Annotated in this window: 23 protein-coding genes; 13 read left to right on the forward strand and 10 right to left on the reverse strand. The window is 43.4% G+C overall.

Annotated elements, in window-relative coordinates:
* Nucleotides 1–45: 45 nt before the first annotated feature.
* A complete protein-coding gene (locus tag IEY24_RS14540) occupies nt 46–1,236 on the reverse strand; it encodes a M4 family metallopeptidase (protein WP_188933254.1) in 1,191 nt (396 codons plus the stop codon).
* Between the two features lie 220 nt (nt 1,237–1,456).
* On the opposite strand from IEY24_RS14540, the gene IEY24_RS14545 reads away from it, so the two are divergent.
* The 10 genes from IEY24_RS14545 (at nt 1,457) to IEY24_RS14590 (ending at nt 13,707) form a co-directional block, all read left to right on the forward strand.
* Nucleotides 1,457–2,170: a hypothetical protein gene (locus tag IEY24_RS14545; RefSeq protein ID WP_188933256.1), complete on the forward strand. Its 714-nt coding sequence runs from the start codon at nt 1,457–1,459 to the stop codon at nt 2,168–2,170.
* A 95-nt stretch (nt 2,171–2,265) separates the two neighbouring features.
* Complete coding sequence (locus IEY24_RS14550) at nt 2,266–2,811, forward strand: hypothetical protein (RefSeq protein WP_188933258.1); 546 nt, start codon at nt 2,266–2,268, stop codon at nt 2,809–2,811.
* A complete protein-coding gene (locus IEY24_RS14555; RefSeq protein WP_188933260.1) occupies nt 2,787–3,596 on the forward strand; it encodes a sensor histidine kinase in 810 nt (269 codons plus the stop codon). The genes IEY24_RS14550 and IEY24_RS14555 overlap by 25 nt, the downstream gene beginning before the upstream one ends.
* A 17-nt stretch (nt 3,597–3,613) precedes the next feature.
* Complete coding sequence (locus IEY24_RS14560; RefSeq protein ID WP_188933262.1) at nt 3,614–4,264, forward strand: response regulator transcription factor; 651 nt, start codon at nt 3,614–3,616, stop codon at nt 4,262–4,264.
* Between the two features lie 226 nt (nt 4,265–4,490).
* The gene (locus IEY24_RS14565) at nt 4,491–4,982 is read left to right on the forward strand and encodes a hypothetical protein (RefSeq protein ID WP_188933264.1); all 492 of its coding nucleotides are present in this window, start codon (nt 4,491–4,493) and stop codon (nt 4,980–4,982) included.
* 347 nt (nt 4,983–5,329) lie between these two features.
* A complete protein-coding gene (locus IEY24_RS14570; RefSeq protein ID WP_188933266.1) occupies nt 5,330–5,761 on the forward strand; it encodes an HAD family hydrolase in 432 nt (143 codons plus the stop codon).
* A gap of 66 nt (nt 5,762–5,827) precedes the next feature.
* Nucleotides 5,828–6,616 (forward strand): hypothetical protein, encoded by a 789-nt coding sequence (locus IEY24_RS14575; protein WP_188933268.1) that lies wholly within the window; start codon nt 5,828–5,830, stop codon nt 6,614–6,616.
* Between the two features lie 128 nt (nt 6,617–6,744).
* Nucleotides 6,745–8,679 (forward strand): endonuclease, encoded by a 1,935-nt coding sequence (locus tag IEY24_RS14580; RefSeq protein ID WP_188933274.1) that lies wholly within the window; start codon nt 6,745–6,747, stop codon nt 8,677–8,679.
* A 96-nt stretch (nt 8,680–8,775) separates the two neighbouring features.
* Nucleotides 8,776–9,507 (forward strand): hypothetical protein, encoded by a 732-nt coding sequence (locus IEY24_RS14585; protein ID WP_188933275.1) that lies wholly within the window; start codon nt 8,776–8,778, stop codon nt 9,505–9,507.
* A 795-nt stretch (nt 9,508–10,302) separates the two neighbouring features.
* Nucleotides 10,303–13,707 carry an SMEK domain-containing protein gene (locus IEY24_RS14590; protein WP_188933277.1) on the forward strand — a complete coding sequence of 1,135 codons (3,405 nt, stop codon included), beginning with the start codon at nt 10,303–10,305 and terminating at the stop codon, nt 13,705–13,707.
* A 773-nt stretch (nt 13,708–14,480) separates the two neighbouring features.
* Here the strand turns inward: IEY24_RS14590 and IEY24_RS14595 are convergent.
* The 7 genes from IEY24_RS14595 to IEY24_RS14625 form a co-directional block, all read right to left on the reverse strand.
* Entirely contained in the window at nt 14,481–16,001 is a 1,521-nt protein-coding gene (locus IEY24_RS14595; RefSeq protein ID WP_188933284.1) for an MBL fold metallo-hydrolase, read from the reverse strand.
* A gap of 11 nt (nt 16,002–16,012) precedes the next feature.
* Nucleotides 16,013–18,004 carry a gluzincin family metallopeptidase gene (locus IEY24_RS14600; RefSeq protein ID WP_188933286.1) on the reverse strand — a complete coding sequence of 664 codons (1,992 nt, stop codon included), beginning with the start codon at nt 18,002–18,004 and terminating at the stop codon, nt 16,013–16,015.
* A 427-nt stretch (nt 18,005–18,431) separates the two neighbouring features.
* Nucleotides 18,432–19,790, reverse strand: a complete 1,359-nt coding sequence (locus IEY24_RS14605; RefSeq protein ID WP_188933288.1) for a hypothetical protein — start codon at nt 19,788–19,790, stop codon at nt 18,432–18,434.
* 410 nt (nt 19,791–20,200) lie between these two features.
* Nucleotides 20,201–21,187, reverse strand: coding sequence for a HipA domain-containing protein (locus tag IEY24_RS14610; protein ID WP_188933290.1), 987 nt, complete (start codon nt 21,185–21,187; stop codon nt 20,201–20,203).
* Complete coding sequence (locus tag IEY24_RS14615; protein WP_188933292.1) at nt 21,184–21,516, reverse strand: HipA N-terminal domain-containing protein; 333 nt, start codon at nt 21,514–21,516, stop codon at nt 21,184–21,186. Before IEY24_RS14615 ends, IEY24_RS14610 begins: the two co-directional genes overlap by 4 nt.
* Nucleotides 21,517–21,518: 2 nt before the next feature.
* Nucleotides 21,519–21,722 carry a helix-turn-helix domain-containing protein gene (locus IEY24_RS14620; protein ID WP_188933294.1) on the reverse strand — a complete coding sequence of 68 codons (204 nt, stop codon included), beginning with the start codon at nt 21,720–21,722 and terminating at the stop codon, nt 21,519–21,521.
* Nucleotides 21,723–22,141: 419 nt separating this feature from the next.
* Nucleotides 22,142–22,699: an antirestriction protein ArdA gene (locus tag IEY24_RS14625; protein ID WP_188933296.1), complete on the reverse strand. Its 558-nt coding sequence runs from the start codon at nt 22,697–22,699 to the stop codon at nt 22,142–22,144.
* Nucleotides 22,700–23,279: 580 nt separating this feature from the next.
* Between IEY24_RS14625 and IEY24_RS14630 the strand changes: the two genes are divergently transcribed.
* The gene (locus IEY24_RS14630) at nt 23,280–23,708 is read left to right on the forward strand and encodes a hypothetical protein (protein WP_188933297.1); all 429 of its coding nucleotides are present in this window, start codon (nt 23,280–23,282) and stop codon (nt 23,706–23,708) included.
* Between the two features lie 113 nt (nt 23,709–23,821).
* Here the strand turns inward: IEY24_RS14630 and IEY24_RS14635 are convergent, their stop codons facing one another.
* A complete protein-coding gene (locus IEY24_RS14635; protein WP_188933298.1) occupies nt 23,822–24,052 on the reverse strand; it encodes a helix-turn-helix domain-containing protein in 231 nt (76 codons plus the stop codon).
* Between the two features lie 135 nt (nt 24,053–24,187).
* Between IEY24_RS14635 and IEY24_RS14640 the strand changes: the two genes are divergently transcribed.
* Both IEY24_RS14640 and IEY24_RS14645 read left to right on the forward strand, forming a co-directional pair.
* Nucleotides 24,188–24,979: an RNA polymerase sigma factor gene (locus tag IEY24_RS14640; RefSeq protein WP_188933299.1), complete on the forward strand. Its 792-nt coding sequence runs from the start codon at nt 24,188–24,190 to the stop codon at nt 24,977–24,979.
* Nucleotides 24,980–24,982: 3 nt separating this feature from the next.
* The gene (locus tag IEY24_RS14645) at nt 24,983–26,074 is read left to right on the forward strand and encodes a hypothetical protein (protein ID WP_188933300.1); all 1,092 of its coding nucleotides are present in this window, start codon (nt 24,983–24,985) and stop codon (nt 26,072–26,074) included.
* Nucleotides 26,075–26,237: 163 nt separating this feature from the next.
* On the opposite strand, the gene IEY24_RS14650 is transcribed toward IEY24_RS14645, so the two are convergent.
* Nucleotides 26,238–26,708, reverse strand: coding sequence for a hypothetical protein (locus tag IEY24_RS14650; protein ID WP_188933302.1), 471 nt, complete (start codon nt 26,706–26,708; stop codon nt 26,238–26,240).
* Between the last annotated feature and the right edge of the window lie 27 nt (nt 26,709–26,735).

Consider the following 26,735-nt stretch of genomic DNA (forward strand, 5'->3'; position numbering starts at 1 on the left):
GAGTTTAACGGGAGCTGCTGCTAGAAAGCAGAAACACTTTTGTCTCTAAACCTTATTCAATTGAAGTCCATCCCATTTAACGAAGAACTTCGGAAGTTTAGGTTTCGGGGCAGTGATATTTTTGGCAATCACATTTGCCTGGGATGCTACATGTATACCTACGCCCTTCCACCCCTCTTCCACGGCTAACTGCTCATTACTCCCCTGTCCAAATAACTCACCGGCAATGCGATAACTGTTTTCCGCTGCGTCCTGGAACTGACTGTCCCTGTGAAGGCTTTTCATGGTTTCGTACCAGATCTTGGCTGTTGTCCCCCAAATATTACCGCCGATTTTTAAGGCAATCAGGTAAAAGGCGTGATTTGGAATTCCGGAGTTGAAATGCACGCCGCCATTATCGTCATTGCCTGTAAAAATATCTCGCATGTGCTTGGGCTGGGGGTCTGTTCCAAATAGCGGATTGTTGATGTAGGCCTTGTCCGCCGTAAAAGTTCGGATACCCTTTACATTGGCAATGGGCTGGATGATCTCACCTCCAATGAACCAGTCAACGTTAGGGGCGTTTACAGGTTGGTTTTTATGCCATTGTTCGATAATAATACCGAAAGCATCGGCAAAATGTTCGTTCAATGCGCCGGACTGGCCCTGGTAAACAAGGTTGCACGTATGTTGAATCACGCCATGCGTAAGTTCGTGGGCCACTACTTCGAGTGACCGCGTGAAGCGCAGAAAGCGGTCAGCTCCATCCCCGTACATCATCTGCCTGCCGTCCCATTGTGCATTTTCGAATCTACTTCCAAAATGAACGCTGGAAATAAGCGGCATTCCGCGATCGTCTATCGAATTCCGATTGAGAATATTTTTGTAGAAGTCATAAGTTATACCTGAATTGTCAAAAGCTTCGTTTACGGCCGGATCGCTTGTCATCGGACTATTTTCAGCTCTTGCGAGGACGCCCGGAAGGGGGAAAGGCTTATTTTTCATGTCATAAATCAATCTTTGCTTCGTCCCATCGGAAGGCAGTGCGGCAACGACAGGCAATTCGGCTAGCAGGCTTCGGGTTGCGCGTGCTTTGGCAGTTTCTTCGATTGTCTCTACAATCTCCTTACGAACTTTTGGATCAGTTGATTTTGCGAGTTCGTCCAGCACGTACGGCGGGATAAAGCAATGCAGTGAGCAGCAATCGGAATGTTCGTTCGCTAAATGCGGTTCGGGTTTCAAAAGTGACTTTTTCATTTTAGTAACATTAGGTTGGGGTAAAATCTATATCACAAATTTCGCTCGCTCTTCACTCTCACATCAGGTGAAATAGACCTCTTCTCTCACCGTAGAAATACCCGAAACATCTGCGGTTGACATCAGTGTTTTCCCCGGCCCAAAACCGTGAAAGCCACATTTTACGCCACTTCCTAAGACGCTAATTTTGCCATTATCAACCCTTTAAATTCAAAACAATATGCCATTTATCATTAGAAAAAATGCTCAAATCGTTAAGACAGCCGGTGATTGGCAACCTATCCCGATCGATGAAGTAAGACGTTACCGTAAGCTCTTTGTCCAGCGGCACCAAGACTTGCTGACGGGGCCAACCCCGATGAATTTGCAACGTGACTTTTTGTCATTGACTATCGACTTTAAGTTTTTTAATACGCTGGTTCAGCAGGCCACAATCGGGCATTACCTGGTGGCACATTTTGTGTGCGATCCTGTCGATAACGGTTTTGAGAATATCAATCTGGCCTTTTGCATTAAGGAAAAAGATACGGCTGGCGTGAAAGACAGGATTGTTGGAAAGATTTATAACTCGCAAGGCCTGATAATTACCGAGGATGCGTTTTGCAAGGCGAGAGGTAACTATAATGGAAGACTGCAGCAAATTCTAAAAAGCTCAACCCAATTTGCAAATGACCGGAAAGGGCGTGCTCACGAGATCACCGAAGAAATGAAAACAAGGGTGAATGAGATGGGTTTGGTTGACGATAAAGTGTATATTTATTTTATCGTCGACGATCATTTACCGGGTGCCGATTCGATTAGTGTGTTATACTCGGATTCAGAAATTAATTTTGAAACAATTGAAGCGCTTGTCGAGAAGGGCGTTGTCATGTCCGGTCTAAGTATCATTTTCGACGCATATGATCACGGTACTGCCTGCTGTCCAATAGGCTAGTTTTTATGATTTTACACATCTATCTGGCTGTACTTCTTATCTGCTTTGTGACAGGAATATCCGTTCGGAAAAGCCTGTCACAACCTTTGATTTATATGCTTTGGCTGATCATCGTTACGGTGCCGGTAGAGGCGATAGGTTATTACTTCCAGGGGCTGAGAGAGCGACCTCCCGGGTGGCTATTCCCAAGTTATCAGATTTTAGAGTGTACGTTGTTGGGCGGGTACTTTGCTAGCTTGGCAGTTCTGCGGAAATATAGAAACCTCATATTTTTTGCGGTTCCGCCGGTCGTGATATTGAACGTCGTTTATCTTCTGAACCGTGCGGGCTACAAGATTCTTGCAACATACTCTTTCTTGCTGTCAGCCTTTCTGACAACCTGCTGGTGCATCACATATTTCTTTCAGCTTTTCAAGGAAAGGGATGCCCAAGACCCCGCACATAACCCAAACTTCTGGATATGTGCGGGCCTTTTGTTTTTTTATGCCGGCACCTTCTTTCAGATGGGCTTCACCAATGTCATTTACGACAAAAATCCCGATCTTGCAAAAGAGCTATATGTCATTAATCATTTGCTCAACTGCTTTCTCTACGGAATGATTACCTACGGGTTTATATGTCAATCGAAATATCGGAAGTAGTGGTTATCGTCGCGGCCGGGACTGTCCTCCTGTTTCTGCTGATTATCTTTTTGCTTACCCTCTTCTTCATATTTCAGCGCAGGCAGCTCGCCACCCAGCAGGAAAAAGCAGCGTTGCACGCCCAGTATGCACGAGAGATTTTGCAGACGCAACTCGAAGTACAGAACAATACATTACAGCAAATTGCAGGAGAGTTGCACGACAACATAGGACAGCTCCTTTTTGTAGCCAAAATAAACCTGGATGTTTTTGCCGACTCCTTGCAGCCAGGAGAGGACCAAGAAAAAATTGTGGAGGCGAATGAAATAGTCGGGCAATCTATTGCAGAATTAAGAAGCCTCGTGAAGAGTTTCGATGGTGATTTTGTAAAAGATTTTGGTCTGTTTGACAGCCTCTCTAATGTTATTGTCCGTATCAGGAAGACAAAAAAGTGCCAGGTGGAAATAAACCTAGCCGGCGAGCCCTATTCTTTGGGGTACGATAAGGAAATAGTATTGTTTCGTATAGGGCAGGAGGTGCTTAATAATTCGCTGAAACATGCGCAGGCTAAGAATATTTTGATTCGGATTGAGTATAGACCGGAAAAAATTATATTTTGTATCAAAGATGACGGATGTGGATTTGATTTCGAACCTGCTGCAGGCGGAGATATTTTACACTCCGGCGCGGGCCTGAGAAATATGCAGCGCAGAACGACGCTTATCGGCGCAACATTCTCAATTAAAACAGCAATCGGACAGGGGACGGAAATAGAAATTACACTCCCAAATCAGGTAGAAAAGTAAACCCTTTACCCATACTCATGAAAACCACTGTTGCTATTGTCGATGACCATGAACTCATGGCCAAAGCGCTGTCGGGGCTGATTCAGAAATTTGATGATTACGAAGTGATTTTTGAATGTTTCGGTGGTGAAGACCTCATTCGGAAATTTACTTTGGGGATGATCCCGGAGATTGTCCTGCTGGATATTCACATGCCAAACATGGACGGCTACGAGGTTGCGCAATGGCTAAGTGCCAACAGGCCGTCGGTCAAGATTCTCGCGCTTTCGATGAACGACAAGGAGGATTCCATCATAAAAATGTTGAGAAATGGCGCCAAAGGCTATTTGCTGAAAGGCTGTAAAACCTACGAACTCAAAGAAGCACTTGATGCAATGCGTTTAAAGGGTGTTTACTATTCAGAGTTTGTGACGGGGCAGTTAGTAAAAAGCCTTAGCCCGGGCGCCGTAAAGGAACCTGCCGAAATCCTGAGCCTCAATGACCGGGAGAAGACCTTCATTAAACTTGCTAGCAGCGACCTCACCTATGTAGAGATCGCCGACAAGATGTGCGTTAGCCCGCGAACTGTCGACGGCTACAGAGAATCAGTTTTCGTCAAAATGGACGTGAAGAGCAGGGTTGGAATGGTGATCAAGGCAATTAAACTCAAATTGGTAGATGTGGTTTAAAAGTTTCGGATAGTAAAAAATAGCAATCTAAACCTTCAAAATATGCCGTTCATTATCAATCGCAACAAATACGTTGAGACACCAACGCCAGCATGGGTTGAGTTAGACCGTGAAGACTTTATGTAATACCTAGAGTTTATCCGGTAGGCGACATAAGGGATTAGCAGGATGCGCAGCAATAGACCATATTCTCGAGTCAGAGGGTTTTGAAATAGCCCCGGCAGCAATGAGTGCTTTGATAACCAAGATCCGAGCGAATAAAGGGAAATATTTTGTTACCCAATTTATTTGTAATGAGAAAGGGTTGGCGTCCAACCCGGATTTTGCAGAACTAAGGCTAGGTTTCTGCGTCAAGACAAGGAGGAAAAACAAGGGGAAGCATGATTCTATCGTTAGTGTTATCGATAGGAATTCTTCCGGAAGGAACTTAACCAGGGCAAGCCTGAAGAAAGGGATTTCTAATTTTCTGAGTCGTAAGCGTTTCATATTTGACGATCATCAAAATGAGCTTTTTGAAGCCGCCCTGCTTGGTAGGGCGCATTTGATAGATGATGATTTATTAAATTTTTTCTCGACCACCGATAAGCTATACGCATACTTTATCATCGATAGCCAAGGTTTGAGTATTGCTTTTTGGCAAGAGAGCGAGCTTTTTAAGGAATGGGCGGATATCGTGAAGGCCTACGATCACGGAACTGCATGTTGCCCGATAGGCTAGAACCTTTCTCAGCAGTCATTTCTGAAAAATCAGTTCCGATTCGCAATATTAGACCTTTCAGGTAACACTTCCTCCCGAAATTTGCGGGCATCAAATCTCATTTGCCACGGCAGAGTATTCTTTTCCGTGGCCGCAATTTCTCTTTAACTCCCAACAATTTCCTTAAAGACAATATGTCTTTTGCTTTCAGGAATCGCTCATGTCGCGATGTGCCTTCGCATGATACGCATTCTATACCGGGTAAAATACGGTGCAAAAAATGGTGAAAACACCTGCTACCCACCGTATCGCTTGAACTAATTTTATATCGCTTCCCATAGTTCAGGAAACCCAAAACAGCCGATAAAATGGTAACCAAATACGAAGTAATCGTTTTCGATCTGGGCGAAACCCTCGTGAAGGACAAAAATTGGCTTCCCGGAGCGCAGAAACTTCTAAGGCTTCTTTTTGAGGATAAAATTCGGTTGGGTATCATTTCGAACACGGGTGATTTTAGTCGCGCGGCCCTCCTCGCGGCCCTACCGACGGATTTTCCCTGGGGTTTCTTTGAAAGCGATTTGATTATTCTTTCATCAGAGGTTAATGTCAAAAAGCCTTCACCTGAAATTTTTCGGATTGCTCTAAAAAAGACCAGTTGCGATCCCGCAAGATGCCTTTTCTGTACCGAAAATGTCGTCGACGGTTTGGTAGCGCAACAGCTGGGCATGCATGTATATCGAGTACAATCGCCGCCTGCCAGCGACATCGATCAAGTGTATACAAACCTTTCGAATATTTAACTTTTGGCTAGATCCTAGCCGCTATGATGTAAAACTCACGCGTCCCAACAATTTAAATGAACGAATATGAAAGCTCTAATTACTAACATTCTTTTTCTCGGTCTGTTTTCGCAGACCTGCCTGTTCGCTCAAGATGACTTTGAAGTAAAGTCGGGAAATGTATACCGATTCATTACTACGCAGGTCCAGGTTTTGTCAACGCAGGTTAGAGCTAATGCCCAGGGGCTTGCACCAGCAGGACAACAAGTAGCAATACCTTGGAATGCAAAAATTCTTGTTCAAGTTGTAGATGAAAAAGATGTTCAGTATTCGTATCTGACATATCCAGATTCGAATTCAGACAATTTTAAAATGTACAATGAAGGCAGCCCATTGTTTAGAATGACTCTGCAAGATTTTAAGAAATATGCACGACCCGTTTATCGAAATTATAAAGGTGCTACCGTGGGCCTATACACGGTTCCGTTCAGATTACGCGGGAAAGGCGATACGTTTGATTTCGAATCAAGTTTGGCTCTTCAAGCGAATTTGGTCTTTGGTTTAGGGAGTTCAAAGTCTAAGGAATCATGGCTTGACGCATCGGTCGGCCTTGGACTTTCCAGCATTAACCTTGACTCTCTCAACAGCGATGTTACCCAGGGAAGAACTGCAAGCGCGCTAACGATCTCTTTGGGAACGGTAATCAAGCTGAATCGCTTCGCAAATTTTGGCATTTTTATAGGCAAAGACTTCTTGAATGCCCGGGATCGTTCGACTGCGTGGATTTTCAATAAAAAGACCTGGGTTGGACTGGGGATAAATATAAGCTTTAACGATATCGCTACCGATAAGACGAACACAGGAAGCGGGCAATAACAGCCTCCTCAGCAACTTCTTCTGTTTTAATCTATCCCATTTCGAGCAAATGCAGATTCGCATCCCATATGCGGACAGCTCGACACGCACACTGGGTCCATATAGTAAACTGATAACTTCTCAAAGCAATGTCACTATTTTCGGTTTCCCTGGTATTACTGATTGCGGGCGTGATTGCCGGCCTTATTCAGTATTTTGTAGACTTCAAAGGGCTGATTATCTATGAGCCTAAGGTTAATGGTACCTCAGTGGTTGCCGTAAAAGAGGATTTTTGGTCACGACTGCTCAAATTCCTTCAGGGGAACTGGCCATTGATAGGTTACATTGTGGTAGGTATCGGTGGCTCGGCGCTCGTGCCGGTATTGTCTGCATTGGTAGAGCTAGAAGGCATAAAAAGCAAGTTTACAACTCCCTGCAGTGGAAACTGTGAGATCGACAATCAGACTCTTCTAATACTCCTGGGCTACGGTATAATATCCGGATATTCGGCTGTGCGCTTGTTGAGAAGTATCGGTACCTTACTGATCAATAACCTGTCTAATAACTTTTTAAAACAGCAGCAATCACTGGATGAAGCGAATGCCAAAATTAAAGAACTTGAAGCGAAGGTCGATACATTGCAAAAGGCTCCGACTTCGCAGGCATCGTTATTTGCCAACAGGGCGATCGGAGGAACTCCGGGGTCGATAAACGAATATTTCAATGCGGTACAGAACGAAGTTGAAAAACGAACATATTACGCCGGAATCGACTGGGATACGTCGCAGAGTATTTTTGGATCACTGGTTGAATTGCTGACAAAGACGCATCGCAATAAATTGCCTTACAAACCCTCGGTTTACCTTTATCCTTTGGTAGATCTGCATCCTGATAATTTGCTTCGCAGCGTATACCATCCAGAGACAGCCTTTGACCCTAGTGCGTTAATCGCTATGGATGAGCAGATTGATTTTTTACGGGAAAAGAAACGCGAGCAATTTGATTGCCTCGAAATGTCTAATGCCGAATTCGAGCAGCAGATACGGCGTGAGCTACCTTACAATTGCGAGCATGTAATTCCGCAGAGTTGGTTTGGGAATAATGCGCCCATGGTGGGTGACCTGCACCACCTGTTTGCATGCGAACTTGTTTGTAACGCGTTTCGCCAAAATTATCCATACTATGATTTTCAAGGATATGGTACCAATGATTTCGATAAACCACGATGTGGGCTGGTGGATAATGTAAATGGTTTGAACGAGCAAAAATTTGAGCCTATCGAAAACAAGGGTGCAGTGGCAAGAGCTGTATTGTATTTTTTAGTGCGGTATCCGGGGATAATTGGAAATAGATATAAATTTGAGGATGTTGCGATGCTGGTTCGATGGCATGAAAATAATCCCGTTACTTTGTATGAGCTACATCGAAATCAATGCATTTACAAATTACAGGGAAATCGCAACCCATTTGTCGATTTCCCTGAGCTTGCCACGAATGTAGATTTCAGGCATACATTCGATGTTAAACCGACAACAAATACCTTTTTAACTGAGATCACCCCGCACGACGAAACGGCTGCCAACGAATTCAGAGCTGCGGGAGCGAATCTAATCCAAGACTGCCCTGTAAATCCTGGCGCGCAGTGGAATGTATGGCGCGTTGCAGAAAGTCTGAAAAAATTGTTGGCACAAATTAATGCCGTCGCGCCTGCGAGAAAGAAAAATTCCGATGGGTCCATCGGCGATACGGCCCACAGAAACCGAAATTCGGATCATAATCCGCGGGTATGGGACGAAAATACAAAGAGAGGGGTGGTAACGGCATTGGATGTGACCCACGACCCGGCGAGAAAATGCGACTGCAACATTCTTGTCGCATCTCTTGTCACAAACAAAGATCCTCGGATTAAATATATTATCTGGAATAGACGAATTGTTAATTCAGCTCCCATTGGCGGAACGGCGGCATGGGTTTGGAGACCGTATGCAGGAAGCAACCCGCACGATAGGCACGTTCACATATCAGTTAAATGCACAAAGTCCGAGTACGACGACATCGCAGATTGGGACTTTGAGTTATCCTAATTGATATATACGGCTTTTGGGGAAAGAATTTATCAACCGGTTTTCTACGAGAATTGCTTTACATTATATTGACTTCTCAACCTATCTTTTGTCACTATGCCATTTATCATCAGATCTTCACAAGCAAAGCAATTGGGTATTCTCGATTGGGACGAAATCGACATTGGTATGATCTATGAATATCGAAAGGAATTCAAGAAACGTCATAACAAATTGAGAGATCGTGGATTGGATTTTACGAATGAAACAAAATCCGTGGCTATTGATGCTGTAAAGTTCAATGAACTGATCCAATCAGCGCAAGAGGGGCATTACCTTGTCGCGCAATATATGTGTCAACCGGAAGACAGAGGATTTAAGGGGTTAACGATCGGCTTTTGTATAAGGAAAAAAAAGATCATAGGGCGGGATGATACTGCTAAAAGCAAGATTTATTGGGCGGATGGACGGGAGGTAACGACAGGAGATTTGAAAATTGGGAAGGAGAGCTATCTGGGCCGGCGGAAAAGGATTGTCAATGACCTTCATATTCCGGATTTTCAGTCAGACAGGGAAGGCAGGGCACATCTAATTACTCGGGATATGAAGAAAGTTGTACAAAAGATGTACGACGATAACGAAGTATTTCAGGCTAATGGCCAAAAAGAGTATAAGCCATTTTATGCTTATTTTATTTTGGATGACGTCTTGGGAGAGCAAACACTTAGCGTTGTATTTGCTGTCAGTGAGATCACCACAGAGCTTGAAGTAACGAAAATAGATGGTGAGTGGGTGGACGATCCGCCTGTCGCTTACGACCACGGGACGGCATGTTGTCCCATCGGCTAATCTTTCCCGTCAAGGGTTGAACACTTCATTGTTTAATAAGTAATCGTTTACTATTTGAGAGATGTTCTGCCAAGTAGTTGTTAGTGGGACTTCCATAGTCTCCTCCGGAACAACTACAATTGACACCGTTAGCAGCCGTTACTTCCGTCAGCTTTGATTTAAGCACAATCGGTTTAGTCAATGTTTGTGCAACGAGTGGGGCCAAACGCCGCTAAACATTGACTTGTCAGGCTTTGTTAAAGAAATGACTTTTTTACTCATAGTATGTAAAGACTCGGTTGTAACTGCACTTTGCTATTTGCTGACCTTTCTATCTGTAAGCAATCCTAAGTCACCTGTGGAGAATATCAAATTAAACTTGTCCCTGAAAGGAATCAGCAGCGTGTGCCGAAAAATTTACGAAAAATTAATACGCTTCGGATAATTATTATAGCCGTTAGATAATTTTAAAGACAACAAAATGGTTGTATAAGGCATATTTCGATCTTAGAAGGAGGAGCAAACAATAGCAAAAGCTTCTTTTAATATTTTAAAATACTGATGTCTGAAAAAGCAATGTTTTGAAATAGTCCGTGTTGTATTTGTCGCTAGCGAATTTCCACTATACATTCATTCCTAGATAAGATTTCGAATCACCAATATCATATGAAGTATGAAGACAGCTAGGTGTGCTACGATCAACCAAGTGTACAAATTGGAGTCCAATGGGACGAATAACCCGACAATTTAGTAAAATAAATTTTTCAAAACTAAAACTACAGAAGTGAATAAACCCTCATTAATGTACAATTTATCATGTATAATCAAAAAGGATCTGACAATATAGCCGGAATTTTTTTCCGGATTAATACCAATCTGAACATTATCAAAGGAAAAATTGCAACAGACAATAAAACCAATGATTTCAGTTTGAATCTCTTCTTGGAGACAACAGCTTTGAAAATCTACAATATAATATTTGACAAAAATGCGATCAATGCCAATCTGGCTTCTGAAAATTTTCCCGGAGTTGACGGCATTGACATAGATGCATCAGAGATGATTCAAGTGACATCATCATATACAATGAGTAAAATAGATAACTCCATCGAGCAGGTTATTAAATATAAGCATTATGAAAAGTACAATCGGTTGAAAATTATACTTTTGAAAGATATCAATATAAAAAAAGATAGGAAAAAAATCAAGGATCGGATTGCGAAAATAATTAATGGAAAATTCTTGTTTGATATCGATGTTGATATTATAGATTTGGATCAAATGTACCGGCATTTGAAAATCAATCAAAATCTCTCAAAGGCAGTCGAAGTACTGACCATACTTGACAATTTTCTTGAAATAGCTCCCGATAGTAAATTTTCTGCGCCAAGGGCAATTAGCATAACATTTGGTTCTGATGAAATTACGAATGTTTGTAGTATCGTAAATTATTTAACACGTGAACAAATAAATGTTTACACATCTTCGAAGGAACTTTACGATCAGTTCAGAGTCAGCGGTAGATCATCTTTTGATTATCTAATCTATGTTTCACAAGAACAAATGCTGAGACATATTAGTCATACAATTGTGGTCTTATCCAACATCTATATAACAAATAACATTCAGGGAAAGGATTCTTGTCTAGTACTCAATCACCTTCTTTTGAATAGACACAGATGTCAAGTTATCAGTTTCAATAGGTTCCTGAAAAACTTAGACGTTTTTCGAAACCTGCAGTTAGGAGTTCCAAAAACTCTAAACGTGGCAAATATTGACAAGAGACTCAGAGATTCAATACTCAAAGACTTGTTTGCTGAATCCATGTTTAGCACCCTTAGCTATGAAGACGTGAAAGAAGCTTTAATTAATACTTATAGTTCCTTCAATAATAGCCACGTCGATGAAAAAGAATTCTATCTTATTAAATTTGTCATGGATCATCACCCATCCGTGTTTTTTAATCTTCTCGTCTTAAAAAAAGATTACGTTCTTCAACGACTGGAGCGACAGATTAAAGACGCGTGTGGCCCTTCTTCTCTTCAGAATTTGACTATTCTGGCACCGAAAGACTTCAATCATCGAACGGCCACGAGGATTGACAATATTAGAAGCTTCTTTCCTTCTTCTCAGGTTTACTACATTGATGAATTCTTGTTTGATAAAAGTTTCAAATTTGAACAAAGTTTACTTAGTAGTATTCCCGACTATGTCGACCCTGATGTTTTATCAAATGGTGACTATCTTGGGATTAATGATGTGATTGATTGGATTATCAACGACAATGAGTCGATGGTTGGCATCATAAAGGCGGCTGGCGGCATAGGCAAAACCACTTTTTGCGAAAAAATACATGACAAAATTGTAAGTGAGCATACGAGATTTGTTGTAGCATTTATTGATTCAAGTACGTTTATTCAGAGTTTCAAGAATAAGAGATTTCTGGTTGAATCTGATTACGACCTATACGCAATATGTAAAAACTGCTATCCAGACTGGGGTTTTGTGTCCGAAAGATCATTCTTTTTGAATTTTGCTCTTGGCAATATTGTAGTTATTTTTGACGGAGTCGATGAGATTATATCTACTATCCCTTCCTTTGACTTATCGTCCTTCCTTATTTATGTCGAAACTCTCCGTAAAGCAATCGGGCGCGGAAAAATTATCATTAATTGCCGTGATACTTATATTGAAGAGATGAATAGTTTTTTTAATTCTCAGGAAAATACCCACAGCGTGATGAGCTATGAGCTTCTCGGCTTTGATATCGGCCGGGCGGAATTGTATTTTCGTCATCACTTTGATGATAAGAAAGTCTTGTTGTGCAAGAGGATACTTAAAGAGTTTTATCCAGATGTGACATTCAATCAGTATAGCTTCCCGCCATTTGTTCTAGATATTATAGTTCAGATTGTTAAATCTAATTTCAATTTCAGTGAAATAGACTTTGATTTTAATAGTGATATTCTCTGTCAAGAAGATAGTAATGATTTCCTAATGTATAGAATTCTGAGACGCGAAACTTACAAAAAGAACGTTTTTGGATTTAATTTAAGTATTGATGATCAAGTTCGGTTTTTGTGCTTTTTAGCGGTTGATGAGCGCGGATCTGTTTATAAAGATGGCCTTCTGAATTTACTGAATAAAATTCGGAAGTTTGACCGGGGAGACAATATCGTAAAAGGTCTGCAAGACCATCCGTTGTTGACAAGAAGTGGGCAGAACCTTGTTTTTCGATTCCCGTTTTTGAATACATACTTTAAAGCAATAATGGTTACGGAATTTCTATTTTGTTCAACTAGCTTCGCTACTAGTCAAAATCTGGTTCAGGTATTATCATACGATTGCAACATAAATTCGGAAGTTGCACGGCTACTTACGGCTCGCATCCGCGTTATGAACAATAATTTTGAGTTATTAGTCAAAAGGGCTCGCACATGCATAGGGCGACTGAGGGAATTTGGACTGAAGAATGATTACCTTCTCAGTCATGTTGAGAAGAGTATTAGTAATTTATTTTTAATTTTAGTTGCATCTTTTTCTAATAGAAATAGCAATGAACTGATTCGTGGTCTTTTTTCAAAAAGTGATGGAGTAATAAGTAATTTTTGCCTGATTGACGTGCCGGCGAGTACAGACCTAAATTTGGATTTTAGTGATTTGTATTTTTCTGAATCGAGAATTTTGAGATTTGCTGATTTTTTTAATTGTAAAGTGACTGAGGAGACATACTTTGATGATACATGTGAAATTTCCGAGGTTTATTCGAAGCGAATTGATATTTCGAAGATAAATGCGAGCGCAAAAAATTTTGATAGCAATATTCGAGGAGATAATTCTGTTTTTAAAGTCCTAACATACCAGACTACCGGGCATGCCGATATCTCACGTTTTTTTCGGCAATACCTGAGCTACTTTTTGTTAAATCGGCAGCTAGTTCCCGTGGACCGGCGTTCGATTCAAATCGACAGTCACAATACAATCACTATAGATACGATTACTACGCACTTGGAAAATGGAGGCATTATTGAGGTTGACAAATCTGGATTTTCAATACATGTGAATAGGAATTTTCATTCAAATATTAACAGGTTTTTATCTCAGGGTAGAACTTTTTTGGAGTTAAACAGGGCGATCCGTTCGGTTGTTGAGGCAGATCTTAGCGGGAATGAACCTGATAGGAGATACGATTATTTGGACTTTAAACGGCGTGAGGATTAGATCGCATTATATTTTATTATTAGACTTTGTTGTCAGCTTACTATAACCAAGAACCATGGCCTCAATGTCATATTCCGTCTCGTTGTCGAAGTCTGCGGAATCTGCGCGATCAGGCATAAACAGCTCAATTCTCAATCCATAACCTTGTGCCAAGGTCAAAGTTTCCAGCGAGTAGCTTTATGGGGCCGCCACTTCGCTACGTCCGGTTGAATCCAGTTGCGTTAACTGCTTTCTGGTCGTATCCAATTGTAGTTGCATTTTTGAATTAATCGAATCGAAACGCGACTACGCGGACCTCGGCAGTGTAATTCGGGCCCGTCACAAGCCACTGAATACCGGTGATATTGTAATCCTGGAACGATCCAGATCCGTCGCCGATCCGCGTGTATCAGCCTCCGATTTGGTGAGGGCGAGTCGGCTGCTACTAGCTCCGGTACAAGCCCGAAAATGGCGGCTTGGTTCCGGGCGATCTCGTCGGGAATTAGCTATCTGTTCCAAACCGGCCTGGATAAAGTTATACTCACCGAACTATAACGGTCGTGGCAAACTGGTACCCGAGCCATTAAGACGGTTCTGGGAAATGTTGAGGATAAATTGGCCGTTGGCGATACGCCAAGAATCGCCTTGTAGATGGGGTTTTAATCAACGCGGCCCTTGTTATTCTAGATGAAAACTGGCGCTTATTGCCTATTGCCAAAACAGCCAGAGTGTTGGCAAATGGTACACACGCGATATTTCATTGATTTTTTGGTGATTGTTTATTTTACAAAATCCTACATTGCATTCACCTTATATTGGTAATAGAGCTTCTCTTCGCCAGGCCCTTCTGAAAATGCATTGTGGAAGGCGGTACTTTCCGCCGAGGTCATGAACTGCTGGCGTGTGGCCAGAATCTTGTCTTTTAGCGGTTGCTTCTCCGGCGTGCGGTCTATCGACAACCCTTCTTCGTTCATAATGATCAACCGGCCTTTGGTACGCAGGAGGAGGTCCGCGATCAGGTCGCGGTTGGGCATGGTACTTGTCCATCCCGGACTGATTACGTCATAATCCAGCGTCGCCATCGCCACCAGGTCGGGATCGGTCATCATTTCCACACCGAGGCGTTTAGCTGAGCCGTTATGGCTCAAATGGTGCGCTACCTTATAAAATACAGTCCTGTTGAGAAGGCCCTTGGTTTCCAATGGCTTATTATCATTAAAGCGGTCTTTCGCCTGCCATTTTATACTGTGCCAGCTCTTCCAGCTGCCATATTCCGCATCTCCGGGAAAAAGCATAACCCGTCCGCTATCCGCAAATTCAATAGCCAGCGCCACACTAAGGTTGTTGGTAGCGCTGTTCATCCGAAGCGCCAGCGAACCGGCGCTGTTGAGCCAGTCATAGTCGATCTTGCGCCAGGATTCACTCGCATACTCACTCATCGTTTCGTCAGCCAGAAAGCTTTCGTCGAACGGCAATATCGACGAAAGAAGCTGCGGGTCCGTGAGGTTCAGAATGGCCGTTGCAAAACTGTCGTTATCCGTCCGTTTGTTATTCTGGCTATGGCTGAATGTCTCACCCGGTTCATCGGCAGGGGCACCTTCGGCTTTGATCGAATCTATGGAGGTAGGGGGGCCCAGCACGTAAAATTTGATACCTTCGGCCCCTTCCGGATTGCTGATTACCTGGCCGGGATGTACGTAGGCGATGTTGTTCGTGGCAATTTCCTTTTTCACCACCTCCATTCCTGCCAGTCCGCCTATATATTCGCTGCCACGCGCTGAAAAGTGAAGTTCGGCAAACCGGTCGACGGCCACCGCAAAATCAGGCTGTAATCCTAGCGGGGACTTCTTTTTTGCCGCTTTTTCGTCGGTCATCAGGCTATTCAAACGGTCGGCTACCACATTCAATGCTTTTTTCCGCTGGCCGTATTCTTCTTTCCAATGTTTCAGTTGGTCGCCCAGTGGATCATCGGCCGATGTAGGAGCGTCGTTTTCAGTCCAGCCCATCCAGATCTTTTTGACGACAAAATCCGCCGTAAAAAGCTCTTTGCAGGATTTAAATACCGATACATGATCCAGGTGCTCATGGGTAACCACAAGCAGATCGATCGTTGCAGGTTCCGCAGTCCTGCCTTCCCGGATGTAATCTTTCAGGTTTTTAATATAGGGTTCCAAATGCTCCTTGCTGCCTTTCCAGGTACCGCAATCTATCATCATCGTAAAGGTATTGTCCGTGCCTTTGAACATCTTGATAATGAAGCAGTCGCCAGTCCCCATCCGGTACATCCTTACCTCGGCATGTGTAATCTTGTCCATAATTTTCAATGCTAATGGCGGTGTAGGAATGCGAATGGTTCTTGCGCGCCGTTGGTCAGGCCGCTGCCAAAATAATGGCTGTAGTCGGACACGCACATCATGATCTCGTCCTGTTCATAACGAACTTGCTGCTCAATCCGCTTCTTATCAAGGGTTCTGTCCTCGGGCTTCGTTTTGGTAGTGTCGAGCAAAGGCCGGCTGATGGCATAGCGCAATTTCAATGTATTCAGGTCGAAAATTAGCGTGCAGCCGCCCATGAAAGTCGATGCTCTCTTCTTTTCCTTTGTGTTCGTCGCCACTCCGATAAATTCCCCATTTTTCACGATCACCTTGGCTTGTTGCAGAAGTGATACTACAATATGATGGATCTGTCCTCCCTGCGGGCCTACGCGTGAGACAAGCCGCAGGTTATGCACCAGGACCGCAGGATAATCCTTGTTACTTCTGGATTCATTGATCCCGAATTTTTGCCAATCGCGATTCAGAACGAGGCCTGTCACGTTCTCAAACTCGGTCTGATTGTCAAACTGCTGGACGATTTGATCATGCAGACCCTGCTGTTCTTCGTTTCCGACAATATATTGTTGTGTGATCCTGTAAATTTCATCCCTACTTTTCGTATCCATGATATCATTCCGAAATTTTTTCAGGAACTGACTGATCATCAGAAACATACCCTGTACTTTCGGACCAAAAGACGGGTTTCTTTTAAATTGAAGACTTTCAACGCTGAGTGTCTTGATGTTTTTAGGATAAATACCGCGCCGACGGAACGCATCGATAAAGGCCAACCGGTAATTACGAGAATCGTCGTTCACCAGATCCACGTCTGCGGTAATAATAGCCCTTAGATAGTCGCCAAAATTAATATCCACGGGCGTACAGTAATCCAGCGCACGAATGCACATCTGCAATACGTGATCGGCGGATTTCGCAGCCTCGTCCGCAAGCCGGTTAACCAGGTCTTCCGGCAATTCTCCCGCCGTTAAAATCCCTGTACCGTTGGAAGCAATGCGGATCAGGTCAGCCACACGGCTCTTATAAATATTGATAAATGCCTCAAAAACAGCCGCCACCAAAATACTTCCCCTCGCATGCGGCTCCATAACCGTGCGGTAATCGTCCGGATTGGGCTCTTTGGGTTTCCACTGTTTCGTTTTTTCATCGATCTCCCCGATCGCATCACGCAGACTGCCATAATTCCCGATCGCAGAGCCAAACTGCTGGGCCAGTTGACCCAGTAAATTTTGCGCAGCCAAATCACCCCGAGTTTTCCTAATCTGGTTTTTTAGTACTTCGGGAAATGTAAAGTGCTGAAAAAGAGCCACTATGTCTGCAAACGCCTCATGAAATGACAGCACATCCGGATTCGTCGGCTGGTTGAAATTCGGGTGCATACCATCCAGGATCGCGTGCGTGGTTTCGTGGGCGATAATATCGTGGCTCAGGCAGGTAAATATCAGTGAAGCAGGCATTTGAATGCTTTCATCGGCCGGGGACGAGGAAAAATAGCCAAAAAGCAGCGCGCGCTTGTACGGGCTATAGTAGGCATTCGCTTCGCGTAACGCGTGAGGGTATATACGTAGCCGCGAAACATTCTTTTTCGTACCCCTGTCCCAAGTATCTGCCCAGAGGATTTTCCGGCCAAGCGCTCTTTCAAAATTTTTGATGGTTGTCATAGCCACTGCATACACCATTTGCTGATGAAACTGCGGGTTGCCCTCGCTGGGATCCAAGCCATCCTGCGCCAGAATGTAAGGATCATTCAGGTCGACGGGCTTGTAGGATTTGCCCACAGTTGGATCATAGTCAATCACCTCCAGATACTCACCTATCGGCCCGGGTCTAATGCCCTGGTTATTAATGGTAGCGGCAGCGGCATCTTCCCACGGAATTTTGTAAACAATGGTGCTGATGGGGGCCATATCCAATTGAAGGGTGAGTGCCGGGTCGAATGCATACCCCCTAAGTTTTCGGAACGGTGGTTTTGCGTCAGATGCCATAGATTTACGTAGGTTGTAATGAACTGACAATGGTTTGTTTATATTCTTATATGTGTAAGATTCAGAAATGATACTTACAACTAGGAACACGTGATATTTGAAGTGCGGATATGGGAATCTCTACGTCCATGGTATGATGCATACAGACAACACCCGCTAATATTAATCAAAATAAAAATCAAGTATTCAGTCTATTTAACAACATATGAACGTTTAAATTCGGCAACTCTCATCGGATGCTGTTACCAGGACTGTCACAACTACTTCTGAATTAAATGCTTTTAGAACCTTCAATTCTTGTTTTACAGAAGGTTTTTCTGAAATTTTCAGCCTACTTGAATCATAAGTGGTAAGGGTTATGATGTCTTTAACAATATTGATTCAAAGGCCATAAGCGGTCTAAACGATTAAGAGTAATCGAATTTATCTAGGCTTCTATTTCTTGATCATCAAAGTGAAATATTAATTGCAGCTTTTCAACCAGATATCTAAGACTCTCTTTTTCTTTCTTGTCCCAGTAGTGGGTGTGTGAAATAAAGGGGAACCATCCGTATCTCGCTGATCGTAATTTCTTATTTTCTACGCCTGAACCTAAACACGCTATCTCTCCCCCAACGAAGTCATTTCCAAAGTACATATTGGTCCAGCGGGTCATTGCAAATACTGCTGCGTGATGCAAGTTCCTAGGAACAGCTGGATCGTCTGTTGCCGGAAAAGAAAACCAATCTTTCTTGTTTGCATTTTTAAGTTTCTTCAAAGCAGCGGCCGTTGGGCGCTCCATAACAGGCGGACAGGTGGGAAACTCTCGTTGCCTTTTTTTTAATGAAAATTCATCCACGTTTCGGGCAATATGGAAGTGGGCAAAAGCAAGGGGGCTTCCTACTGTCAGTATATCACTAACTCGCCAAGAGTCGCTGTTTTTGTATTGGGATAGCCAAAACTTAAATTGTGCGCTTCGAAACTGTTCGAGATTAATCTTAGTGCTGTTAAAATTGGCTACGGCCTGCTCGGCTTCATCAATAGCTAGCGGATCTACTTGAAGTTTTGGGCTGATTTCGTTCCAGTAAAGCGACAATATATCGTAGGCTATAATGGATCCTAAGCTATGGCCAACAATGACGACGCGGTCATATAAATTATTTCCGATAGCATCTTTTTGTTCATGCAAACGACGCAACAAACTAATGCCTGTACCTCGGATCTGTTGTCGTTGAGCAATATTTCCGGGTCTTGGAGCAAAGTATCGAACTGCATCCCCCAAATAATTTAGTAGTAGGCCATTGATTAAGATTGATGCAAGCGTAACAATGAATGAGCTTACGGCTTTGAACCAGCCCACTGTTATAACATTTTTCCACCAAACTGGAATCAATGAGCTTCCAAAATTTTGAATGAAAATTAGACAGCTTATCGTCGCCAATACTATTGCCCAGAACAAATAGTAAATCCATCTTAATCTTTTAGGGACCTGTCCAGGGAACCTTACAAAGACATTCCAGGTCCACCATAGGACATCACTAATTTTTGTGTCAAGCATTAAATGTGCCCAGTACAGCTCGAAATAATCTGTCTTATAAGATTTACGTTGCCTGTTAGCAGTTAACCTTCGTAATTCGTAGCTATCGGAAAACTGGTCGGGCTTGCTAAAAAATGCTGGCTTGTTAGGATCTTGGTTTTCTGGGGCAACGGATGTGGCAAAATCACGAAGCGTGTCCATCGGGCGTTGCTCGCCGATCCCATGTATGATGATAATTGCTTGACGGGAGATCGAAGGTTTGGACGGCATGAGGGTTCTGGGAAGGTTGCTTTAATTTACCGAAAAATTAACATAATAGGCTCGAAAACACTAGCACTCCCATCCCGTATTTATCTAGCGGCAAAAATGGACTCGCTGCCTATCATAAGTCATACCCCGTTGAAGGTCCATATTGGCATCAACGATGACACTATATGCGGCCCACGAGAATTAGGCATAAAAAAAATGAAGTTTTTGAGCGAGGGATTTGAACGATTGACTTAACGGACTGAAAATCAGCAAGACCTCTATCTTCTAGAAATCCCTTCCATGATGCACGGAAAACTCAAAAGTCTGATAGATCTATGTTGTGTAATATATTGATTGTTAGTTACTTGGAGATGTTGAATATTGGCTTGTGACATAGAGATTAGGCAGCGGATGCTAGACAGGCTGCTATTTCAAACCTTGGCAAGCCTTTTCAGCCTGGTCTGATACGCCTGAAGATAATTCCTTTTAGAACGATCATTCAAGAATGAGGCATTGACTAAGCGTTCGACCTTTTCCGAATTTGAAAGCATCGTGTCGAAGATGGATTTAATCAATTTTATATTTAAGCCTGCTTCCTCTCCAAGTGTATGGAATCGTCTGGCGATATTCCCCTTTGATAGTTGAGGGGGTAGTAGGCCATCCTCCAGCGCGAAGTCGGAATCATTTACATGAAGGCGGCTGTTAAGAAGATCGTACGCGGGACTGAGCCTGAAATCACCCATGCCGGTTTCAATTATCGAGAAGTTCTTGAAATGGGCATCGCCATTTGAAAATAGATAATTGAACATGATTAGTTGAAATAGTTTAGGCGATTCTAATCCATAGATTGGAAGATATTTCTTCATTATGTTGAAGAGTTCCAGATAGTTACCCAGATACTTGTAATGTTCCCCGTGGGTCTGAGGACTTCTGTTGGCCAAAGCCGCGAAATCCTCTACCGCCTTCTTTTTATTTCCGTCCTGTACATCAAAGCGCCTAGTCAGATAGGCAGGTTTACCGTTTTCAAAGAAAATAAGTGCATTGTCGGCCGTATCAATGCCATAAACCTGGCGGGCTATTTGCATCGTCAAATGTTCATTGGCTGGCATTTGATCTGGATTACTGCCGATGGTGGGTATCGGTTTAAGGATGTGCGTGCCCTGCTCGCCCTCTCCAACCAATCTCAACTTACTCTTGACCTGAATTATGGAAAATTTTTCTTGGACGCCGGAAATTGACACTCGCCTTTGGCTCTGCAAGAACGCTAAGTTAGCAAGGCCCCCGGAAGCTGGCGAGTCATACGGTAATACATGTGATACTTTCGCGCCATTGAACATTCTTTTCAGGCATTGTCTGCTGTAAGTATCATAGCCTTCGGCTAATGTACCCGGACAGTATTTGATAATGGGTATACTCATGCCGAGTCGTTTGTCCGTTTGACTGTGACAGCTCCAATTGCGTCGTACTGCGCAACGTTCAGTAAAAGCCCAAAATAGTCGTCCTCGTCAATTTTTAGGGACCTGCAGATAACATGCTTATTGACGCCCTCCGGCAACATATTCGCAAAGAAAGGAAAAAGAGTTTTGGCGTTATACACCTTGACTGATTTCGGCAAAGTGAGGCTAACAGGAGGTTTCTGGCTGTTTGCTATCCAGGTATCTTCGTAGGTGAAGCTAAAGGAACCGTCGTTATGCTGGATTAGCTTGCCAGCAACTTCGCCCTTGTACATAATTTCCGCCTGCCTCATAGCTATTGATTCATCGATTTGATTTGCAGAACGAGCTGCATTCCGAGTACATCGGCAACTTTCTCTAATGTGATGATGGTAGGATTTCCCTTTCCACTTTCCAGCTGTTTCACTGTTCTCAATCCAACACCTGACATCTCGGCGAGGGTTTCCTGGGTTATATTAAAAAGTTTTCTTCTTTCCTTTACTATGCTACCAAGATGCATTGTCCCTCCCTTTTGTAAAAACTATTATTTAAATATACATCAAAAAGTGCATTAAAGTGTTCTTTTTGATGTTAAAAGTAATTATTGGTTGGTAAAATATAGCAAAAGTGCACTGTATTGCACTTTTAAAAAAATACTTGCGCCTTGCGAGCTTTTTTGGATGGGTTTTACTAGAGATGGGAAAATTGAAATGTAAGAATATCTGCATTCTGTAACCAACGGTACTTTTCGAAGAAATCATCAGGCAATACATTTCAAATTGATCCATCTCTATTCAGAAAATTTCCGAATGAAACCTGACCGGCCTCTGTTTGAAATTCGTGAACAGAAAACTAAAACTATAAGACATCCTGCATAAAATGATCTAGTGATTGAGTGCGACAACTTGACATCATCAGTTATCGCACTCAATCTCGTAATCAATAATCTGCAAAAACATGACCTTCATATTCACTGTACCCTTCTAAAAACAAGTCTCTGGCGAAGGCTTCATAGTCGAAATATTTCCCGAGCGCGGATGGTGCGCCTGAAAGCAGTCCTGTTTCTTCGACGTATTGGTAGGCGTATTCAAGCTCTGGATCTTTCATCGATCCGCCAAAGAATCCGCGGTAGCTTTCCCGGAAACTTTCAAGTTGGTCTTCCAGCTCACAGCAATTGTTTGGCCAATAATTGATCTGCTTACAGTAGATCTCAAATGCTTCGACGGCCTCATCGTCCATTTCGCCGATGGCTTCAAAATAGGTAAATGCCTCTTTATGGAGGCTGCATTCTGATATCAAAAAATCCGGGATGTTCTCCCAATCTTGGAACATCAGCTCTGGATCCAGTTCATTTCGATGAAATTCGTAGCAGTCTTGCAGGAATTCTTTGAGGTCAGCGTAGTCCGTCAGGTCAAACCACTTACCAATCAGCGACCCATTGTTGTACTGGCTGTAGGTTCCTACATAGATTTTAGGAGTACTTTCAAGATTTCTCATGATTGAAAGGCATTTAAGTTGCTTTGGCCCCGTCTTTGTGCTCAGGGCAATCGCTGCCTATCGATCGAAGAAAAAATGACGGGGCTTGTCCCCTGGTTGCAAGCCCATCCGGCGGTTTAAGGTGCGGCTGGCTGCCGAGCGGTCGCTAAAAAGCCGGATGACGGAGTGCAGGCTTGCAACCGTCATTTTTTGCTTTGTAACTTTCGTTTGCACTGATCACGATCTACCTGATGTCCCTCGCGTGGCCAGCGACTTAGTCCCGTCTCCCTCCCTTGAAGTCAATTCAAATTCAAATAAAAGTCCTGTAAATCAATGATTTGTGGAACTAGCTCGCAATCCCGTGCTACAAAATACCCTTGAGCCGCCGCATGGCAGCGGTACTCATCGGCTCAACCAAAACGGGCTCATCAATGTCGACTTGACCGTAGACTAAATCTTGATAGTTCATGGACTTTGAACATGGGTAACCTGCGTTATCTTGCAAATATAGAGCAACAAATCAGCCATATTTGCTCGGTCTGAGTAAAGCTTTAAAGCTCATTCTAGTTCTAGTATCACAGGATAATATGGATTCCAACTAATGATGAATATCTTCCAGCCATTAATATCGGTGAGAAATTACGCCTTTAAAATCAGCTTTATGCTTCTGGGAATGCTTTCATGTGCGCAGGTGCTAAACAAACCGAAAGGAGATATCTTCAGGTATATCGATATCGGGAGTAACTACCGACTCTTACTCGGAGATAAAATTGAGAAACATTTAGCTATCCTTGAACCGGTAGACGGTGGATACAAACTGCCGGGTGAAGGCTATGGAGATGCGAGCAGTATACTCATTCATGCTTCCAGGGAAGGCAAAATTGAGAGATTTGAATTTTTATACGACTCCGGAATCAGTAGGCAATCAAAAATTGACGACTATCGATCTTTATTCGGCGCTCCACTGGTAAAAGACGGCGTGTCGTTTTGGAGGGATAAGATGACCGAGTTACAGGTAACTAACCTTTGAGACGGCTCCTTGGTGATTTATTTAATTGACATATCCAAATAGTAGACCATACTACGGTATTTCACGGAGCTCAGAGGCCTATTGTGCTATCTTGGGGGCATCTGTACCCTTTGCTATGCTTCTTCAGGCATTAAGTCTCTGGGAGAACAGTTCATTTCACGGGCGAGTATTCCAATATGTTCAATATTGTACTTGCTTGGGAATTTGGGGCTTTCGATTTGTCCAATGAATCCCCTGGTCAGATTTAGAAACATAGCGAGATCGTCCTGAGTATAGCCCTTAGCTTTTCGGACTTTCCTCACTTGATTTATCACCGCAATTTCGAAATCTGTTTTTTCGGGCATGGGTTGCAAGAACCAAAAACATCGCTATTTTTGCGCTTAGTTATAACTAAGCAAATGTTTCAACGTGTCTGCTTTCCACAGTTTCAGACGCCTAAGTAGATGAAGTGATGTATTACTAAGTCAATAATGTATGATATGGGAATTCGAAAGCTACGTGCCAACTCTGGTGGAAACGTCGATATGTTAGACAGGTTTAAGGGCGGTGATGAACGCGCATTTACAGGTTTTTACGAGAAGTCATTTTCTAGCCTTTTCTACATTGGCAAGGGCCTAGTTAGTGACGAGTTCCTGGTGAGCTGCGTTCTACACGAGTGTTACCTCAAAGTCTGGGCACACCGTGACAAGATTGAAAGCCTCCCACATGCGTACCGGTTTATCCGTCTGAATCTCCGTTGGCAACTCTTGAAACAGGTCCAAAAGCCGGCCTACCAGGTATACCGGAAAATGACGGAAATAGACCACTTGGAACCTTTCCTGGGCGAAAAGTCAGATGTGGAGAGCTATTTCAACGGCGACACCGAAGGGAAGAGGTGGGATGAAATCTCGAAAGCGATATCATTTCTGCCTAAACAGCGGCAGTTGATAGCCAGCCTTCATTTTCAAGATGGGCATAGTCCGCGCGAGGTAGCGAAAAGAATAGGAACAAATACGCTGCACGTGACCAGCGAAATCCAGAAAAGTATAGAAGAGCTTAAAAGGATTGTAGCGCCCCGAGCGACTGTGCCTATAAGAAAAGTAAAGCAATCCTATCCCTACGATCATATCTTGAATAGTGAGCAGGCGGCAGTGTTTGAGCTCAGACAAGATCAGAAGAAGTCTTTTGCCGATATCGCCTCGATTTTAGGCTACCCGCAGACCCAGGTTCAACAACACTACATCACAGCATATCAACTCGTTAAAAATCACTGGAAGCAAAATGGGCGTTAGGTTATGGAAAAGCTTTTCACCACTAGAAAGATCCGCCTTCTGATTGATTCGGATGACATCGATCAAAAGAACAAAATTCTTGATACGCTCTACCAATGGCGCTACATCTGTTTCAAAGCAGCCAACCAGATCTATACCCATCACTACGTCCAGCAGCAGCTCAGGGAAATGTTGTATCTAACAGAAGGTGTAAGAGCCAGACTCTCTGATATCAAAAAAGACGAGTATGGGATACTCACGACATCCAGAATGAACACCAGCTACCAGGTACTTGCTCAAAACTACAAGGGCAGTATCCCGATGCACATTATGAGCGCCTTGAATGGTAATCTTGTTGCCAGCTTTAACAAGATGAATAAAGCACTGGCTAGCGGAGAAAGCACCTTGCCTAGTTTCCGAAGAGAAATGCCGATCCCATTTAAAGGAACCGATGTGAAAAAATTAAGAAGTAGCAGGGAAGGAGCGGTATTTCATTTCTCACTATTCGACATCCCGTTCAGGACATACCTGGGCAAAACAGGCCATGACAAGCGGGAAATACTCAAACGCTTAGCTGCTGGTCAGGTCAAACTATGCAGCAGCTCGTTGGCGCTAGACAAAGGAAAGATCTTCATGCATGCCGTTTTTCAGACGGAAGCCGGTGAGCACGAGCTCGACCAGGACGTTATCGCCGAGGCAAGCTTGTCGCTGGATTACCCGATCATGGTCTTGATCGCGGGTAAGCGCTACACGATCGGAAGCAAGGACGAGTATCTCTACAAGCGGCTTGCGATCCAGGCTGCCATCCGGCGGAAGAGAAAGGCCACGGCTTTTATGAACCAAAATAGCCGAAGGCAGCTCCGTAAATCAACCATCGATAATCTGATGCAATCCGAGAAGCGGTATGTTTCCCACAAGCAGCACGTATACAGTAAGAGGTTAATCGAGATATGCCTAAAAAATAAAGCCGCGACTTTGCTTTTGGTAGACCAGACCGAGAAGGAGCAGCAGGCCAAAGAAGATCCCTTCCTTTTTCGGAACTGGGGATATTACGGTCTCAAACAGAAAATAGAGCGCAAAGCCGAAAAGGCGGGAATTGCTGTGCTGGTCGAATGAATTTTCACAGAGGCTGCTTGTACAGCCGCAGGATGAAACCACCAGCGGTTTCATTAAGTGCCGAAGGGCACATACAACTGGGTTAGCTTAATTTAATCAGTAAGCAAATGTGACCCGAAATCAAGCAGGTAACCGGGATTGGTTACCTGCATTTTTTTCTGTTTTATTTTGCATCAACCGATTTCCTAGGCTTTCTGCCGCGCGGTTTTCCGGTGTATTCCGGTTTGGGCGTTTCAGTTTCAATCGCCAGCTCATAGCCTTTGGTAGCCTGGTCAAAATCAAAAGTCGAGATCTTGAAGACCAGTTTTTCACTCTCGAAATTGAGGCCCCCTTTTTTGAGAATAACGGCCAATGGAATTACATGGCCGCGGCCATTTTTTTCAAATGAAAAGGTCTGCTCAGAACTTGCAGCCGGGACAAGATATAAGGATTTGATTTTTCGCTTCCCGTGCTGGGTACCGATTTTGAAATAAGCAGACTGGGGATTGATTCCCAGATCGCCGAGTGCAGTAGCCGGGAAAACAAGCTTGCCGGTATTAGAAATGTAGCCAGTCGGCAGCGGAGCTGCCTTGACCACTTTGGTTTTAGGTAGGTTTTCCTCTGGGGAAAAGAATTTAATTGCTTTTAGCTTCATGGTGTTATGGGTTATTTCAGGCTAAAA

It is taken from the genome of Dyadobacter endophyticus (genome assembly GCF_014641595.1).
Lineage (GTDB): Bacteria > Bacteroidota > Bacteroidia > Cytophagales > Spirosomataceae > Dyadobacter > Dyadobacter endophyticus.

What these genes read in the sequence shown, in the direction of transcription:
- IEY24_RS14550 (WP_188933258.1), top strand. Translation starts at nt 2,266, where the DNA reads ATGCTTTGGCTGATCATCGTTACGGTGCCGGTAGAGGCGATAGGTTAT.
- IEY24_RS14645 (WP_188933300.1), top strand. Translation starts at nt 24,983, where the DNA reads ATGGAAAAGCTTTTCACCACTAGAAAGATCCGCCTTCTGATTGATTCG.
- IEY24_RS14605 (WP_188933288.1), bottom strand. Translation starts at nt 19,790, where the DNA reads ATGCCGTCCAAACCTTCGATCTCCCGTCAAGCAATTATCATCATACAT.
- IEY24_RS14555 (WP_188933260.1), top strand. Translation starts at nt 2,787, where the DNA reads ATGTCAATCGAAATATCGGAAGTAGTGGTTATCGTCGCGGCCGGGACT.
- IEY24_RS14545 (WP_188933256.1), top strand. Translation starts at nt 1,457, where the DNA reads ATGCCATTTATCATTAGAAAAAATGCTCAAATCGTTAAGACAGCCGGT.
- IEY24_RS14540 (WP_188933254.1), bottom strand. Translation starts at nt 1,236, where the DNA reads ATGAAAAAGTCACTTTTGAAACCCGAACCGCATTTAGCGAACGAACAT.
- IEY24_RS14585 (WP_188933275.1), top strand. Translation starts at nt 8,776, where the DNA reads ATGCCATTTATCATCAGATCTTCACAAGCAAAGCAATTGGGTATTCTC.
- IEY24_RS14620 (WP_188933294.1), bottom strand. Translation starts at nt 21,722, where the DNA reads ATGCATCTTGGTAGCATAGTAAAGGAAAGAAGAAAACTTTTTAATATA.
- IEY24_RS14590 (WP_188933277.1), top strand. Translation starts at nt 10,303, where the DNA reads ATGTATAATCAAAAAGGATCTGACAATATAGCCGGAATTTTTTTCCGG.
- IEY24_RS14565 (WP_188933264.1), top strand. Translation starts at nt 4,491, where the DNA reads ATGAGTGCTTTGATAACCAAGATCCGAGCGAATAAAGGGAAATATTTT.
- IEY24_RS14570 (WP_188933266.1), top strand. Translation starts at nt 5,330, where the DNA reads ATGGTAACCAAATACGAAGTAATCGTTTTCGATCTGGGCGAAACCCTC.
- IEY24_RS14630 (WP_188933297.1), top strand. Translation starts at nt 23,280, where the DNA reads ATGATGAATATCTTCCAGCCATTAATATCGGTGAGAAATTACGCCTTT.
- IEY24_RS14650 (WP_188933302.1), bottom strand. Translation starts at nt 26,708, where the DNA reads ATGAAGCTAAAAGCAATTAAATTCTTTTCCCCAGAGGAAAACCTACCT.
- IEY24_RS14615 (WP_188933292.1), bottom strand. Translation starts at nt 21,516, where the DNA reads ATGAGGCAGGCGGAAATTATGTACAAGGGCGAAGTTGCTGGCAAGCTA.
- IEY24_RS14600 (WP_188933286.1), bottom strand. Translation starts at nt 18,004, where the DNA reads ATGGCATCTGACGCAAAACCACCGTTCCGAAAACTTAGGGGGTATGCA.
- IEY24_RS14560 (WP_188933262.1), top strand. Translation starts at nt 3,614, where the DNA reads ATGAAAACCACTGTTGCTATTGTCGATGACCATGAACTCATGGCCAAA.
- IEY24_RS14580 (WP_188933274.1), top strand. Translation starts at nt 6,745, where the DNA reads ATGTCACTATTTTCGGTTTCCCTGGTATTACTGATTGCGGGCGTGATT.
- IEY24_RS14635 (WP_188933298.1), bottom strand. Translation starts at nt 24,052, where the DNA reads ATGCCCGAAAAAACAGATTTCGAAATTGCGGTGATAAATCAAGTGAGG.
- IEY24_RS14610 (WP_188933290.1), bottom strand. Translation starts at nt 21,187, where the DNA reads ATGAGTATACCCATTATCAAATACTGTCCGGGTACATTAGCCGAAGGC.
- IEY24_RS14575 (WP_188933268.1), top strand. Translation starts at nt 5,828, where the DNA reads ATGAAAGCTCTAATTACTAACATTCTTTTTCTCGGTCTGTTTTCGCAG.
- IEY24_RS14640 (WP_188933299.1), top strand. Translation starts at nt 24,188, where the DNA reads ATGGGAATTCGAAAGCTACGTGCCAACTCTGGTGGAAACGTCGATATG.
- IEY24_RS14595 (WP_188933284.1), bottom strand. Translation starts at nt 16,001, where the DNA reads ATGGACAAGATTACACATGCCGAGGTAAGGATGTACCGGATGGGGACT.
- IEY24_RS14625 (WP_188933296.1), bottom strand. Translation starts at nt 22,699, where the DNA reads ATGAGAAATCTTGAAAGTACTCCTAAAATCTATGTAGGAACCTACAGC.